This is a genomic window from Enterobacter quasiroggenkampii (assembly GCF_043972695.1).
GTDB lineage: Bacteria > Pseudomonadota > Gammaproteobacteria > Enterobacterales > Enterobacteriaceae > Enterobacter > Enterobacter quasiroggenkampii.
In genome coordinates this window covers 368,756-384,290 of sequence record NZ_CP143745.1, presented here as the reverse complement: position 1 = coordinate 384,290, position 15,535 = coordinate 368,756, and the positions used below count along the sequence as shown (strand labels likewise).

The 15,535-nt window shown below is 57.1% G+C and carries 15 protein-coding genes; 9 read left to right on the top strand and 6 right to left on the bottom strand.

The features are described 5' to 3' along the window. The first annotated feature begins 96 nt into the window (after positions 1 to 96). The gene (gene ysgD / locus V1572_RS01905; RefSeq protein ID WP_212743980.1) at positions 97 to 153 is read left to right on the top strand and encodes a YsgD/CorL family protein; all 57 of its coding nucleotides are present in this window, start codon (positions 97 to 99) and stop codon (positions 151 to 153) included. Between the two features lie 150 nt (positions 154 to 303). Continuing rightward, positions 304 to 1,254, top strand: coding sequence for a magnesium/cobalt transporter CorA (gene corA, locus V1572_RS01900; RefSeq protein ID WP_008501540.1), 951 nt, complete (start codon positions 304 to 306; stop codon positions 1,252 to 1,254). Positions 1,255 to 1,338: 84 nt separating this feature from the next. Here corA and rarD read toward each other — a convergent pair whose 3' ends face one another. Next, positions 1,339 to 2,235, bottom strand: coding sequence for an EamA family transporter RarD (gene rarD / locus V1572_RS01895; protein ID WP_262802640.1), 897 nt, complete (start codon positions 2,233 to 2,235; stop codon positions 1,339 to 1,341). Positions 2,236 to 2,286: 51 nt separating this feature from the next. After that, positions 2,287 to 2,754, bottom strand: coding sequence for an acyl-CoA thioesterase YigI (yigI, locus tag V1572_RS01890; protein ID WP_008501538.1), 468 nt, complete (start codon positions 2,752 to 2,754; stop codon positions 2,287 to 2,289). A 163-nt stretch (positions 2,755 to 2,917) separates the two neighbouring features. On the opposite strand from yigI, the gene pldA reads away from it, so the two are divergent. From pldA to rhtC, 3 genes are all read left to right on the top strand, one after another. Beyond that, on the top strand, positions 2,918 to 3,787 hold the full coding sequence (gene pldA / locus V1572_RS01885; RefSeq protein ID WP_048226895.1) for a phospholipase A: 870 nt from the start codon (positions 2,918 to 2,920) through the stop codon (positions 3,785 to 3,787). A 90-nt stretch (positions 3,788 to 3,877) separates the two neighbouring features. After that, positions 3,878 to 5,707: an ATP-dependent DNA helicase RecQ gene (gene recQ / locus V1572_RS01880; protein ID WP_032644788.1), complete on the top strand. Its 1,830-nt coding sequence runs from the start codon at positions 3,878 to 3,880 to the stop codon at positions 5,705 to 5,707. A gap of 61 nt (positions 5,708 to 5,768) precedes the next feature. Continuing rightward, entirely contained in the window at positions 5,769 to 6,389 is a 621-nt protein-coding gene (gene rhtC, locus V1572_RS01875; RefSeq protein ID WP_010426287.1) for a threonine export protein RhtC, read from the top strand. Here the strand turns inward: rhtC and rhtB are convergent. Beyond that, a complete protein-coding gene (rhtB, locus tag V1572_RS01870; RefSeq protein WP_008501533.1) occupies positions 6,386 to 7,006 on the bottom strand; it encodes a homoserine/homoserine lactone efflux protein in 621 nt (206 codons plus the stop codon). The genes rhtC and rhtB overlap by 4 nt on opposite strands. Before the next feature lie 109 nt (positions 7,007 to 7,115). On the opposite strand from rhtB, the gene pldB reads away from it, so the two are divergent. The 3 genes from pldB (at position 7,116) to V1572_RS01855 (ending at position 9,922) form a co-directional block, all read left to right on the top strand. Next, a complete protein-coding gene (gene pldB / locus V1572_RS01865; RefSeq protein WP_045417641.1) occupies positions 7,116 to 8,108 on the top strand; it encodes a lysophospholipase L2 in 993 nt (330 codons plus the stop codon). A gap of 31 nt (positions 8,109 to 8,139) precedes the next feature. Continuing rightward, on the top strand, positions 8,140 to 8,940 hold the full coding sequence (gene yigL, locus V1572_RS01860; RefSeq protein ID WP_021242854.1) for a sugar/pyridoxal phosphate phosphatase YigL: 801 nt from the start codon (positions 8,140 to 8,142) through the stop codon (positions 8,938 to 8,940). An 82-nt stretch (positions 8,941 to 9,022) separates the two neighbouring features. Further along, the gene (locus tag V1572_RS01855) at positions 9,023 to 9,922 is read left to right on the top strand and encodes a carboxylate/amino acid/amine transporter (protein ID WP_196347446.1); all 900 of its coding nucleotides are present in this window, start codon (positions 9,023 to 9,025) and stop codon (positions 9,920 to 9,922) included. On the opposite strand, the gene metR is transcribed toward V1572_RS01855, so the two are convergent. After that, positions 9,810 to 10,763 (bottom strand): HTH-type transcriptional regulator MetR, encoded by a 954-nt coding sequence (gene metR, locus V1572_RS01850; RefSeq protein ID WP_024907993.1) that lies wholly within the window; start codon positions 10,761 to 10,763, stop codon positions 9,810 to 9,812. The two genes, V1572_RS01855 and metR, sit on opposite strands and share 113 nt — an antisense overlap. Positions 10,764 to 10,878: 115 nt before the next feature. Between metR and metE the strand changes: the two genes are divergently transcribed. Beyond that, entirely contained in the window at positions 10,879 to 13,140 is a 2,262-nt protein-coding gene (metE, locus tag V1572_RS01845; protein ID WP_395299659.1) for a 5-methyltetrahydropteroyltriglutamate--homocysteine S-methyltransferase, read from the top strand. Positions 13,141 to 13,188: 48 nt separating this feature from the next. Here metE and V1572_RS01840 read toward each other — a convergent pair whose 3' ends face one another. Together V1572_RS01840 and V1572_RS01835 are read right to left on the bottom strand one after the other, a co-directional pair. Further along, on the bottom strand, positions 13,189 to 14,652 hold the full coding sequence (locus tag V1572_RS01840; protein ID WP_196347444.1) for a family 1 glycosylhydrolase: 1,464 nt from the start codon (positions 14,650 to 14,652) through the stop codon (positions 13,189 to 13,191). A gap of 38 nt (positions 14,653 to 14,690) precedes the next feature. Beyond that, positions 14,691 to 15,497 carry a dienelactone hydrolase family protein gene (locus V1572_RS01835; protein ID WP_048226889.1) on the bottom strand — a complete coding sequence of 269 codons (807 nt, stop codon included), beginning with the start codon at positions 15,495 to 15,497 and terminating at the stop codon, positions 14,691 to 14,693. Positions 15,498 to 15,535: the final 38 nt, after the last annotated feature.

Sequence of the window (15,535 nt, the reverse complement as noted above, 5' to 3'; positions counted from 1 at the left end):
GGTCAATTAATGCCCTTCAGCGTTCCGTTGCGTGTTGACGCCACAGTTATAGCTGGCGTAACATGCGCGCACGATTACGCTAAGAGGACATTCGCCTTGGACACACCCAGTAGATACTGGCTCAATTCCCTGTCATCCAGGAACAACTCCTAAGGCTATCTCCTCTTGCTGATGGCCTTAGTGGTTGTCAGCGACTGCTCTATTCCCGTCGCGCTGAGTCAGGCTGTTTAATGGTCTGAAACCCAATTTGTTTCTGTGTGCCCACCGAACTGTCCGATATTTTTTGCATTGGGAGTCCCGGTCATGTTGAGCGCATTTCAACTCGAAAATAACCGACTGACTCGGCTTGAAGCCGAAGAGTCACAGCCCCTCATTGATGCCGTATGGGTGGATCTGGTCGAGCCGGACGACGATGAGCGCCTTCGCGTACAATCTGAGCTAGGGCAAAGCCTGGCAACGCGCCCGGAACTGGAAGACATCGAAGCATCCGCGCGTTTTTTTGAAGACGAAGACGGTCTGCATATTCACTCCTTCTTCTTCTTTGAAGATGCCGAAGACCACGCGGGCAACTCCACCGTGGCGTTTACCATTCGCGACGGCCGTTTGTTTACCCTGCGCGAGCGTGAGCTACCGGCATTCCGCCTCTACCGCATGCGCGCCCGTAGCCAGGCGATGGTAGACGGCAACGCGTACGAGCTGCTGCTCGATCTGTTCGAGACCAAAATTGAACAGCTGGCGGATGAAATTGAAAACATCTACAGCGATCTGGAAAAGCTGAGCCGCGTGATCATGGAAGGCCATCAGGGCGATGAGTACGACGAAGCGTTGTCCACGCTGGCAGAGCTGGAAGATATCGGCTGGAAGGTGCGTTTGTGTCTGATGGATACCCAGCGCGCGCTGAACTTCCTGGTGCGCAAGGCGCGTCTGCCGGGCGGTCAGCTGGAGCAGGCGCGTGAGATCTTACGAGATATCGAGTCCCTGCTGCCGCACAACGAATCTCTGTTCCAGAAGGTCAACTTCCTGATGCAGGCGGCGATGGGCTTTATCAACATCGAGCAGAACCGCATCATCAAGATCTTCTCGGTGGTGTCCGTGGTGTTCCTGCCGCCGACGCTGGTGGCCTCCAGCTACGGGATGAACTTCGAGTTTATGCCGGAGCTGAAATGGAGCTTTGGTTACCCGGGGGCGATTATCTTTATGATCCTCGCGGGCCTGGCGCCGTATCTGTACTTTAAGCGTCGTAACTGGCTTTAAGAATCCGCCCGGTGGCGCTACGCTTACCGGGCCTACAGATCCTGTAGGCCGGATAAGGCGCAGCCGCCATCCGGCAAAAAGGCACTACAGCCCTTTACGCACTCTGCGTTGGGTATAAATCGCATCCGCAACGAAAATCGCCAGCGCTACCCAGATAAAGGCGAACGTCACCATCTTATCTGCCCCCGGCACTTCGCCGTAGAACACCACTGCCAGCAGGAACATCAGCGTCGGGCCAATGTACTGGAAGAAGCCCAGCGTGGAGAGACGCAGGCGCGTCGCTGCACCGGTGAAGCACAGCAGTGGAATGGTAGTTACCACGCCCGCCGCCATCAGCATCAGGTTCAGCGACCACGGGTTGCTGCCCATATGGCTGGTTGGGCTGTCGGCGATGCCGAAGAGATAAATCGCCGCCACCGGCAGCAGCCAGAGGGTTTCAAACAGCATCCCCGTCTGCGCTTCCACCGCAATCTTCTTGCGTACCAGGCCGTAGAAGGCAAAGCTGAACGCCAGGCCGAGGGCGATAATTGGCAGCGAGCCGAATGTCCACAGCTGCACAAGTACGCCGCAGAAGGCCAGAATCACCGCTAACCACTGCATCCGGCGGAAGCGTTCGCCGAGGAAAATCATCCCCAGCACAATATTCACCAGCGGATTAATAAAGTACCCCAGGCTCGCCTCGAGCATGTGATGGTTATTCACTGCCCAGATAAACAGCAGCCAGTTACCACCAATCAGCACGGCAGAGAGTGCCAGCAGGAAGATCTTCTTCGGGGTCAGCAGCAGCGTTTTGACGCCCGACCACTGACGGCTGAGGCTCATCAGCGCAATCATAAAGAAGAACGACCAGATGACGCGGTGAGTGAGGATCTCGTCAGCCGGAACGTAGGCGATAAGCTTGAAGTACGCTGGGGCGATACCCCAAATAAAATAAGCGGCAAGGGCGAGTAAAACGCCCTGCCGCGTCTGTTTAGCATCCATCGGGAAAATCCGTTACAAAAAAGTGAATCAATTTTACCCGATTTTGCCGCCTCAACCCACCATATAAGTGGCGGTTGCGCTGGCGATATAAACCTGTTCTTCGTTGTGTAACTCAACGCGCGCCACGGCAACTTTATTCCCCGCGCGCAGCAGGCTGCTGGTACAGGTAAAGCGATTTCCGCGCCCCGGACGAAGATAGTCGACGCGCAAATCAATGGTGCCCATGCGCGCCAGACGCTGGCGAAGTTCGTCTTCATTAATGGTGTCATGGCGTGTCAGTGTACTGCCCACGCAGACCAGACCTGCCGCCACGTCCAGCGCGGAGGCAATCACCCCGCCATGCAAAATACTTTGCGCCCAGTTCCCTACCATCATCGGCTGGTTGTTGAAGCTCAGTTGGGCAAAGTCCTTCTCGTAACGCTCCAGCTCCAGTCCCAGCGCGCGGTTAAACGGCATATGGTAAACAAAAATCTCGCCCACGAGTTTTAACACTTCTTCGGCGGTAAGCATGGCTGACATGAGGCATCACATCCTTATTGTTAACGAAATGTTGATTTTATGCCTCAGCAACGAGGAATGCCACTTTCAGAAACGAGGATGCAGCAGTTGTCGCAGAAGTCTGTAGAATGTTCGCCACATAACTATTCAATCAATTTTACTCTTTTGCAGGAGAACACCACCGATGCGGACGTATCTGGCCTGGTTACTGGCGGCGGTTTCGCTGCCCCTCACAGCCTATGCGCAGGAAGCGACAATCAAAGAGGTGCACGATAAGCCTGCCGTTCACGGTAGCATTATCGCGAACCTTCTTCAGGAGCATGACAATCCGTTCACGCTCTATCCGTATGACACCAACTACGTGATTTATACCCAGACCAGCGATATCAACAAAGAGGCGATAAGCTCCTATAACTGGTCTGATAATGCGCGTAAAGATGAGGTGAAGTTCCAGCTCAGCCTCGCCTTCCCGTTCTGGCGCGGCATTCTGGGGCCGAACTCGGTGTTTGGTGCCTCTTATACGCAGAAGTCCTGGTGGCAGCTCTCTAACAGCGGGGAATCCTCACCGTTCCGCGAAACCAACTATGAGCCGCAGCTGTTCCTCGGCTTCGCAACGGATTATGAATTTGCCGGCTGGACGCTGCGCGACGTCGAAGTGGGCTTTAACCATGATTCTAACGGCCGTTCCGATCCGACATCCCGTAGCTGGAACCGCGCCTATACGCGCCTGATGGCGCAGAACGGTAACTGGATGGTGGAAGTGAAGCCGTGGTATGTGGTCGGCAGCACGGATGACAACCCGGACATCACCAAATATATGGGCTACTACCAGCTTAAAGTCGGCTACCAGCTAGGTGATGCCGTGCTGAGTGCGAAAGGCCAGTACAACTGGAACACCGGCTACGGCGGTGCGGAAGTGGGCTTAAGCTATCCGGTAAGCAAGCATGTTCGCCTTTATACTCAAGTCTACAGCGGCTACGGCGAGTCGCTTATCGATTACAACTTCAACCAGACCCGCGTCGGCGTGGGCGTGATGCTGAACGATATTCTCTAGGTTGCTCGAATGTTTTTGCGTTAAACGTTGAAGTTTCTCTCTCAGGCGCTGAAAATAGCGCCTGTTTCATTTCAGGCATATGGGGTTAATGTGGCGCAGGCGGAAGTATTGAATCAGGAGTCGCTGGCTAAACAGGTTTTGCATGAAACCTTTGGCTACCAGCAGTTCCGCCCTGGCCAGGAAACCATTATTGAAACGGTGCTGGAAGGCCGTGACTGCCTGGTGGTGATGCCGACCGGCGGCGGTAAATCCCTCTGTTATCAGGTGCCCGCGCTGGTGCTTAACGGCCTGACGGTCGTGGTATCCCCGCTTATTTCGCTAATGAAAGACCAGGTTGACCAGCTGCTCGCCAACGGCGTGGCGGCGGCCTGCCTTAACTCGACCCAAACCCGGGAGCAGCAGCAAGAGGTGATGGCCGGGTGTCGCACCGGGCAGATCCGTCTGCTGTATATCGCGCCGGAACGCCTGATGCTGGATAACTTCCTCGACCATCTCGCGCACTGGAATCCGGTCCTGTTGGCGGTGGATGAAGCGCACTGTATTTCCCAGTGGGGACACGATTTCCGCCCGGAATACGCCGCCCTCGGCCAGCTGCGTCAGCGCTTCCCCGAGCTGCCGTTTATGGCGCTTACCGCCACGGCAGATGATACCACCCGTCTGGACATCGTTCGTCTGCTGGGGCTGAACGACCCCTATATTCAGGTCAGCAGCTTCGACCGCCCCAACATCCGCTACATGCTGATGGAAAAATTCAAGCCGCTGGATCAGCTCCTGCGCTACGTCCAGGAGCAGCGCGGCAAGTCCGGCATCATCTACTGCAACAGTCGGGCGAAGGTGGAAGACACCGCCGCGCGGCTGCAAAACCGCGGCTTTAGCGCCGCCGCCTATCATGCCGGGTTAGAGAACCACATCCGCGCCGATGTGCAGGAGAAATTCCAGCGCGATGATCTGCAGATTGTGGTTGCGACGGTGGCGTTCGGGATGGGCATCAACAAGCCGAACGTGCGCTTTGTGGTGCACTTCGACATTCCGCGCAATATCGAATCCTACTATCAGGAAACCGGCCGCGCCGGGCGTGACGGCCTGCCTGCGGAAGCGATGCTGTTTTACGATCCGGCCGATATGGCGTGGCTGCGCCGCTGTCTGGAGGAAAAACCGCAGGGGCAGTTGCAGGATATCGAACGCCACAAGCTCAACGCGATGGGCGCGTTTGCCGAAGCGCAAACCTGCCGTCGTCTGGTGCTGCTCAACTACTTTGGCGAAGGGCGACAGGAGCCGTGCGGTAACTGCGATATCTGCCTGGATCCGCCGAAACAGTACGATGGTTTGATGGACGCACGTAAGGCACTCTCGACCATTTACCGCGTGAACCAGCGCTTCGGGATGGGCTATGTGGTGGAGGTGCTGCGCGGTGCCAACAACCAGCGTATCCGCGATATGGGCCACGACAAGCTGCCTGTCTACGGTATTGGCAAGGACCAGAGCCACGAGCACTGGGTCAGCATTATTCGTCAGCTGATCCACCTCGGCTTTGCCACACAGAACATTGCTCAGCACTCCGCGCTACAGCTGACCGAAGCGGCGCGTCCGGTCCTGCGCGGTGACGTTGAACTGAAGCTCGCCGTGCCGCGCGTGGTCGCCCTCAAGCCGCGGGTGATGCAAAAATCGTACGGCGGCAACTACGACCGCAAGCTGTTCGCCAAACTGCGCAAGCTGCGTAAAGCCATCGCCGATGAAGAGAATATCCCGCCTTACGTGGTGTTTAACGACGCGACCCTGATTGAGATGGCCGAGCAGATGCCGCTCAGCGCCAGCGAAATGCTCAGCGTCAACGGCGTCGGCACGCGCAAGCTGGAGCGCTTCGGTAAAGAGTTTATGGCGCTCATCCGTTCTCACGCCGACGGTGATGATGAGGAGTAGTCAGCCGGGCGAAAAAGTGCCAGGATGATGACTCACTGAATTATTTCCCCGCGAGTTAATTATGTTGATGCTATTTCTCACCGTGGCGTTAGTGCACATTGTTGCGCTGATGAGCCCGGGACCTGACTTTTTCTTCGTGTCACAAACGGCCGTCAGCCGCTCCCGCAAAGAGGCGATGATGGGCGTGCTCGGTATCACCATGGGCGTTATGGTCTGGGCGGCCGTTGCGCTGCTTGGTCTGAACCTGATCCTGGCGAAGATGGCCTGGCTGCATAACATCATTATGGTTGGCGGCGGGCTGTACCTGTGCTGGATGGGCTACCAGATGCTGCGCGGGGCGCTGAAGAAAGAAGAGAAAAAACCGGAAGAGCCAAAGGTAGAGCTGGCAACGGGCGGCCGCAGCTTTGTAAAAGGGCTGCTGACCAACCTGGCGAACCCGAAAGCGATTATCTATTTCGGCTCCGTGTTCTCGCTGTTTGTGGGGGATAGCGTCGGTGCGGGCGCACGCTGGGGCATCTTCCTGCTGATCGTTGTGGAAACCTTTGCCTGGTTTACCATCGTGGCCAGCCTGTTTGCCTTACCGGCGATGCGCCGTGGCTACCAGCGTATCGCGAAGTGGATTGACGGCTTCGCCGGCGCGCTGTTCGCCGGCTTCGGCATTCATCTTATTATTTCTCGCTAAGCATGACGCGCTGACGCAAGCAGCGCGCCAACCAGCATAAACAGCGAACCAAAGACTTTATTCAGGGCCTTCATCTGCTTAGGCCCTTTAATCCACGCCGCAATCCGCTGCGCCAGCGTCGCGTAACCAATCATCACGATGATATCGACAATAATGGTGGTCGCGCCCAGCACCACGTACTGCATTACCTGAGGCTGATGCGGCACGATAAACTGCGGGAACAGCGCGGCGAGGAACACAATGCTCTTCGGGTTGGTCAGGTTGACGAACACCGCGCGCTTAAACAGATGGCCGCGGTTTTGCGTCTGCGCGAGCGTGTTGAGGTTGATGGAGCCTGCCGCGCGCCACTGCTGGATGCCGAGCCAAATCAGATACGCCGCCCCGGCCCATTTCAGCACTTCAAAGGCCAGCACGGAGCGGGAGAACAAGGTTCCCAGACCAATCCCGACCAGCACGATATGAATGCCCAGCCCGGTCTGCAAACCGGCAATGGATGCCGCCGCACCGCGATAGCCGTGGTTGATGGAGGTGGTCATTGTGTTAATGGCGCCCGAGCCCGGTGAAAGGCTAAGGATGATGGATGTCAGTAGGTAAGCGAACCACCACTCGAAGGTCATTTGAAACTCCCGAAACGTCTGTTTTTATGCCACAATACGCTATTGTTGAGTCATTTTGTGACCGGTTACGAAAAAACGATATTCCTTGGCTTAGGTGAGTAGAAACCCGATGTTTCAGCAGAAAAAGGACTGGGAAACACGAGAAAACGCATTTGCTGCTTTCTCCATGGGGCCGCTGACCGATTTCTGGCGCCAGCGTGAGGAAGATGCGTTTACGGGCGTCGGCGGCATCCCGGTACGCTTCGTTCGTTTCCGTAATGAAAAAAATGATCGGGTCATCGTGGTCTGCCCGGGGCGTATTGAAAGCTACGTTAAATATGCCGAACTGGCCTACGACCTGGTCCATATGGGGTTCGATGTGCTGATCATCGACCATCGAGGACAGGGGCTGTCCGGGCGCATGCTTCCGGACACGCACCGTGGGCACGTCGATCGCTTCAGCGATTACGTCGACGATTTTGCCGCGTTCTGGCAGCAGGAAGTTCAGCCCGGTCCCTGGCGTAAGCGATACATTCTTGCGCACTCCATGGGGGGCGCGATATCGACGCTGTTTTTGCAGCGTTATGAACACCAGTGCGATGCGATTGCGCTGACCGCGCCGATGTACGGTATCGTCATACGTTTCCCGGACTGGATGGTGCGCCATCTTCTTGACTGGGCTGAGGGCCATCAGCGCATTCGTGAAGGCTATGCCATCGGAACCGGACGCTGGCGCGCGCTGCCGTTCGCCATCAACGTCTTAACCCACAGTCGGCAGCGTTATCGCCGTAACCTGCGCTTTTATGCCGATGAACCACGCTTACGCGTCGGCGGCCCGACCTGGCACTGGGTGCGGGAAGGTATTCTGGCCGGTGAGCAGGTGCTGGCAGGCGTGGGCGATGATGACACGCCAACGCTTCTGATCCAGGCGGAAGAAGAGCGTGTGGTGGATAACCGCATGCATGACCGCTATTGTGAACTGCGCGCCGCCGCCGGTCACCCCTGCGAAGGGGGAAAACCGCTGGTCATCAACGGCGCTTACCATGAGATCCTTTTCGAAAAGGACGCTATGCGCTCAGTCGCGCTCAACGCCATTGTTGAATTTTTCAACAGGCATAATTGATTATCGTTTTCCACCAGAGGTTGAAATCCCTATGTACCAGGTTGTTGCATCTGATTTAGATGGCACGCTGCTTTCCCCTGACCACACCCTGTCGCCTTACGCGAAAGAGACCCTAAAGCTGCTGACGGCACGGGGCGTGAACTTTGTGTTTGCCACCGGCCGCCACCACGTCGACGTGGGGCAGATCCGCGATAATCTTGAGATCAAATCGTACATGATCACCTCCAACGGTGCGCGCGTGCATGATACCGACGGCAACCTGATCTTCACCCACAACCTGGATCGCGATATTGCCGCCGATCTGTTTGGCGTGGTGCACAACAACCCGGCTATCGTCACCAACGTTTACCGTGACGACGACTGGTTCATGAACCGCCACCGTCCGGATGAAATGCGTTTCTTTAAAGAAGCGGTATTTAACTACTCCCTGTACGAGCCGGGCCTTCTTGAGCCAGAGGGGATCAGTAAGGTGTTCTTCACCTGCGACAGCCACGAAGAACTGCTCCCGCTGGAACAGGCGATCAACGCCCGCTGGGGCGATCGCGTTAACGTCAGCTTCTCAACGCTCACCTGTCTGGAAGTGATGGCGGGAGGTGTCTCCAAAGGCCACGCCCTGGAAGCGGTCGCGAAACGTCTGGGCTTCGAGCTGAAAGACTGTATCGCCTTTGGTGACGGCATGAACGATGCCGAAATGCTGTCGATGGCGGGCAAGGGCTGCATCATGCAGAACGCGCATCAGCGTCTGAAAGATCTGCACCCGGAACTGGAGGTGATTGGTTCTAATGCTGACAACGCGGTACCGAAATACCTGCGCAAGCTGTTCCTTGAATAATCTTCATTTGATTGTTTATTGCTCAGATGTCAACTAAAGAGTTCGCTACAATGCCTGTCCTTCTTTCTGAGAGACAAGTATTGTGGCGCTACTCATTATCACCACTATCCTGTGGGCCTTCTCCTTTAGCCTGATTGGCGAATACCTTGCCGGTTCAGTCGACAGCTACTTCTCGGTGCTGATGCGCGTAGGGCTGGCGGCGCTGGTGTTCCTGCCGTTTCTGCGCACGCGCGGACAGTCGCTGAAAACGATTGTGCTGTACATGCTGGTGGGGGCGATGCAGCTCGGCATCATGTACCTGTTCAGCTTCCGGGCTTACGTCTATTTGTCCGTCTCGGAATTCCTGCTCTTTACCGTGCTGACGCCGCTCTACATCACGCTGATTTACGATCTGCTGAGTAAACGCCGTCTGCGCTGGGGATACCTGCTGAGCGCGGCGCTGGCGGTGATCGGCGCGGCGATTATTCGCTACGACAAAGTGAGCGATCACTTCTGGACCGGGCTGATGTTCGTCCAGCTCGCCAATATCAGTTTCGCCATTGGCATGGTGGGCTACAAACGCCTGATGGAAACCCGTCCGATGCCGCAGCATAACGCGTTCGCGTGGTTCTACCTGGGGGCCGCGATGGTCGCGGTGGCGGCGTGGTTTATGCTCGGTAACCCGCAAAAGCTGCCGACTACCCCCGTGCAGTGGGGCGTGCTGATCTGGCTGGGCGTCGTGGCTTCCGGGTTGGGGTACTTCATGTGGAATTACGGCGCGACGCAGGTCGACGCCGGTACGCTGGGGATCATGAACAACGTGCATGTCCCGGCTGGGTTGTTGGTCAACCTTGCCATCTGGCAGCAACAGCCGCACTGGCCGAGCTTCCTTATTGGGGGAGCGGTGATCCTGGCTTCGCTGTGGGTCCATCGCCGCTGGGTCGCTCCGCGCTCCGCACAAATGGAAGATGGTCGCACGCGTGGTTCCGCGCTGAGCGAATAAACGCCTCCGTAATCGGCTGACGCTGCTCGCCATCGCGCACGGCGGCGTACAGTCGGCTCCACAGTCCTTCACCCAGGGTTTTGGTCACCACCAGACCCTGGCGCTCAAAGCTCTCTACCACCCAGTGCGGCAGCGCCGCGATACCCATTCTGGCCGCCACCATCTGAATCAACAGCAGGGTGTTATCCACGCTTTTCAGCTGCGGACTGATGCCCGCGGGCTGCAGGAAGTGTCGCCAGATATCCAGACGACTGCGCTGAACCGGGTAAATCAGCAGCGTTTCCGTCGCCAGGTCTTCCGGCGTGATGCGCGTTTTGGCCGCCAGCGGATGATCCGGCGCCAGCACCAGGCGTACTTCATAATCAAACATCGGCGAATAGTGCAGGCCGCTGCGCGGCAGAATATCGGACGTCATCACCAGGTCCAGCTCGCCCTGCTGCAGCGAGGGCTGCGGGTCGAACGTCACGCCGGATTTAAAGTCCATCTCCACCTGCGGCCATTTCTGGCGGAAGTTCTCAAGCGCGGGGGTCAGCCACTGAATACAGCTATGGCACTCAATGGCGATACGCAGCGTGGTCTGCTGCGGTTCGTTGCACGCCTGGAGCGCGCTGGCGATCTGCGGCAGGACCTGATTCGCCAGCTGCAACAGGATCTCGCCCTGGGGCGTAAAGCGCAGCGGCTGGCTCTTGCGCACAAAAAGACGGAAGCCGAGGCGTTGTTCCAGATCGCTGAACTGGTGAGAAAGGGCGGACTGGGTCTGGTGCAGCGTGGCCGCCGCCGCCGCGAGCGAGCCGCAGTTCCGCAACGCTTGTAGCGTTTTCAGGTGTTTTATCTCGATCATGAAAGTCCTTCACTTCGCCATGAACATTTTGCGCTTGAGGAATATACAGTACCTGCCAATTATAGATGTGTAAACATCTGGACGTCTAAATAACGAATTTCATAAGGGGCACACCATGACAATCCGCAATCACACACTCGGTTTCCCTCGCGTTGGCCTGCGTCGCGAGCTGAAAAAAGCGCAAGAAAGCTACTGGGCGGGTAACGCCACCCGTGAAGAACTGCTGGCGGTGGGACGCGAGCTGCGCGCCCGTCACTGGGATCAGCAAAAACAGGCGGGAATTGACCTGCTGCCGGTGGGCGATTTCGCCTGGTACGACCATGTTCTGACGACCAGCCTGCTGCTTGGCAACGTGCCGGCTCGTCATCAGAACAAAGATGGATCGGTAGATATCGATACTCTGTTCCGCATCGGCCGTGGCCGTGCGCCAACGGGTGAGCCAGCGGCAGCGGCGGAAATGACTAAATGGTTTAACACTAACTATCACTATATGGTGCCGGAGTTCGTAAAGGGTCAGCAGTTCAGGCTGACCTGGACGCAGCTTCTGGATGAAGTGGACGAAGCGCTGGCGCTGGGCCACCAGGTGAAACCCGTGCTGCTTGGGCCGGTAACGTACCTGTGGCTGGGCAAAGTAAAAGGCGAGCAATTTGACCGGCTCAGCCTGCTGAAGGATATTCTGCCGGTCTATAAACAGGTGCTGATTGAGTTGGGCAAGCGCGGCATTCAGTGGGTGCAAATCGACGAGCCGGCGCTGGTGCTCGAACTGCCCAAGGTTTGGCTTGATGCTTTCAAACCGGCATATGACGCGCTGGTGGGGCAGGTGAAGCTGCTGCTGACCACCTATTTTGAGGGCGTCACGCCGAACCTGAACACCATTACCGCGTTGCCGGTTCAGGGCCTGCACGTTGACCTGGTTCACGGCAAAGACGATGTCGCGGAACTGCACAAGCGACTGCCTGCAGACTGGCTGCTCTCCGCGGGTCTGGTTAACGGTCGTAACGTCTGGCGCGCCGATCTGACCGAGAAATACGCGCAGATTAAGGACATCGTCGGCAAACGTGAGTTGTGGGTGGCCTCGTCCTGCTCCCTGCTGCACAGCCCGATCGATTTGAGCGTGGAAACCCGTCTTGATGCTGAGGTCAAAAGCTGGTTTGCCTTCGCCCTGCAAAAATGTGAAGAGCTGACGCTGCTGCGCGATGCGCTGAACAGCGGCGACACGGCGGCGATCAGCGCATGGAGCGCGCCGATCCAGGCACGTCGTCACTCTGCGCGCGTGCATAACCCGGCGGTGGAAAAACGCCTGGCGGCCATCACCGCCCAGGACAGCCAGCGTCAGAGCCCATATGAGGTGCGCGCCGAAGCGCAGCGTGCCCGCTTCAACCTGCCTGCGTGGCCGACCACCACCATCGGTTCCTTCCCACAAACCACCGAAATCCGTGGCCTGCGTCTGGACTTCAAAAAGGGCAACCTGGATGCGAATCACTACCGCACCGGTATCGCCGAACACATCAAGCAGGCGATTATCGAGCAGGAGCGGCTGGGGCTGGACGTGCTGGTGCACGGTGAGGCCGAGCGTAACGACATGGTGGAGTACTTCGGTGAGCATCTCGACGGCTTTGTGTTTACCCAGAATGGCTGGGTGCAGAGCTACGGCTCCCGCTGCGTGAAGCCGCCGGTGGTGATCGGCGACGTCAGCCGTCCGGAAGCGATCACCGTGGAGTGGGCGAAATACGCGCAGTCTCTGACCGACAAGCCGGTGAAAGGTATGCTCACCGGTCCGGTGACCATTCTTTGCTGGTCCTTCCCGCGCGAAGACGTAACCCGTGAAACCATCGCGAAGCAAATCGCGCTGGCGCTGCGTGATGAAGTGGCAGATCTGGAAGCTGCAGGCATAGGCATCATCCAGATTGACGAACCGGCCCTGCGCGAAGGTCTGCCGCTGCGCCGCAGCGACTGGGGTGCCTACCTGAAGTGGGGCGTGGAGGCATTCCGCATCAACGCCGCGGTGGCGAAGGACGACACGCAGATCCACACCCACATGTGTTACTGCGAATTTAACGACATCATGGATTCGATTGCCGCGCTGGACGCTGACGTGATCACCATTGAGACGTCGCGCTCAGACATGGAGCTGCTGGAGTCGTTCGAAGAGTTCGAGTACCCGAACGAAATCGGGCCGGGCGTGTATGACATTCACTCCCCGAACGTGCCGAGCGTGGAGTGGATTGAAGCCCTGCTGAAAAAAGCGGCCCAGCGCATTCCGGCTGAGCGCCTGTGGGTGAACCCGGACTGCGGCCTGAAAACCCGCGGCTGGCCGGAAACCCGCGCCGCGCTGGCGAATATGGTGAAGGCAGCACAGAATTTGCGTCAGGCATAATTGTGACGCGCGATGGCCGGGCGTCTGCCCGGCCTGGAATGCGCATGCTTAGTTCAGATCTGCGCCGTTGCTGGCAATCACTTTTTGGTACCACCAGAAGGAGTCTTTTTTCAGCCGTTTCAACGTACCGTTGCCTTCATCGTCCTGATCGACATAGATAAAACCGTAGCGTTTGGACATCTGCGAGGTGCCCGCGCTGATGATGTCGATACAGCCCCACGTGGTGAACCCCATCACCTCGACGCCTTCATTAATCGCGGCCAGCGTTTGCGCGAAGTGTGCGCGGAAGTAGTCGATTCGATAGCTATCGTGGATCTTGCCGTTTTCGACCACATCCTTCGCGCCCAGACCGTTTTCAACGATAAACAGCGGCTTCCGGTAACGGTCATACAGCTCCAGCAGCGAGATTTTCAACCCAAGCGGATCAATCTGCCATCCCCATTCGGACGCAGGCAGATACGGGTTTTTCACACCGAGAACGGTATTCCCGGGAATGCGTTCGGCGTCAGGCTGAGTGGATTCGGTCATCGACATGTAATAGCTGAAGGAGACGAAATCGACGGTATGCGCCTTTAAAATACGCCGATCGTCAGGGTGCATTTCAATATGGATATTTCGTTGTTCCAGATCGCGCAGGATCAGCGGGGGATAGTCGCCAAATACCTGCACGTCGGCATAAAAATAGTTTTCCAGGTTTTTCTTCAGCGTGGCTTCAACGTCTTCCGGACGGCAGCTGTGCGGATAGGTCGTCAGTTTGGTCAGCATGCACCCGACCTGGCTACCCGGAATTTTGGCGTGGCAGTCGCGCGTAACCAGTGCAGACGCGACAAACTGATGGTGCAGACCCTGATAGATATCCTGTTTCGCGTTGCCCGGTGCGCTTTTCTCTTCGCGAATGCCCGCGGTCGTAAAGGGATGGCGGTGAATACTGTCTATTTCATTGAAGGTTAGCCAGTAACGCACCAGCTCTTTGTAGCGGTCGAAACAAACATTGCTGAAGCGAACAAAGGCATCAACCACATTGCGATGCACCCAGCCGTTATATTTTTCGCTCAGCGCCAGCGGCATTTCGTAGTGGGAAAGGGTGACCAGCGGCTCGATGTTATGACGACGCAGCTCGCGAAACAGTTCTTCATAAAACTGCAGCCCGGCCTCGTTTGGCTCGGCGTCCTCTCCGGTCGGGAAAATACGTGACCAGGCAATGGATACGCGCAGCACCTTAAAACCCATCTCAGCAAACAGCGCGATGTCGTCTTTATAGTGGTGATAAAAATCGATGCCGCGGCGTTTCGGGTACAGCGCATCATTTTTACCTTCAAACGCGTCGCGAATATTTTCGTCCGTCAGGGCCATGTGGCCGCTGTAATCTTTCACGGAGAGGTTGGGTTTCCAGGCGACAGCGTCGGCAACGGACGGCCCTTTGCCGTCCACGTTCCATGCGCCTTCGGCCTGGTTGGCGGCAATCGCGCCGCCCCATAAAAAACCGTGTGGAAACGCGAGGGAATTGTCCATAACACGCACTCCTTATACGTCATGATGATGGGAAAGGCTTACCCTTTTTTACCACCGTACTGACGGAACCACGTAAGCATCCGCTGCCATCCATCTTTAGCCGATTCAGCGTGATAGCTCGGACGATAGTCGGCGTTAAACGCATGCCCGGCATCCGGGTATACCACGATCTCCGCCTTCGCATTTGCCGCGCGGAGCGCATGGCGCATGGTTTCTACCGAATCCAGCGAAATACCGGTGTCCTGACCGCCGTAAAGCCCTAACACGGGGGCATTTAACTCGGTGGCGATATCAACCGGATGTTTTGGTGAATTCAGCGTTTTTTCACCCACCAGTTTGCCGTACCAGGCGACAGCGGCTTTGAGCTGCGGGTTATGCGCGGCATACAGCCAGCTAATGCGTCCGCCCCAGCAGAAACCGGTGACCAGCAAACGATGGGGATCGCCCCCGTTGCGCGCCGCCCAGCTGGCGACGTGGTCGAGGTCGGCCAGAACCTGCGCGTCCGGGACTTTGCTGACCAGGTTGCTGAGCAAGGTGGGGATATCGCTGTAGTCGTTCGGATCGCCCTGACGGAAGTAGAGCTCTGGCGCAACGGCCAGATAGCCTTCCAGCGCCAGCCGGCGGCAGAGGTCGCGAATGTGTTCGTGAACACCGAAAATTTCCTGAACCACGATCACGATGGGCAGCGGGCCGTCTGCCGATTTTGGTCGTGCGTGGTAAGCAGGCATGTTCTCTCCCTGCGTGGGAATAGAGGTCTCACCCGCGGTGATGGCATCTTCAGACGTTGAGACGATGGTTGAGGCATGCGGGGCCGCAGCAGGTGCAAAACCGGTTTTTTCAGTCATGGCATTCTCCGTACCAATCAGTTAGCGCAAAGGTAAAT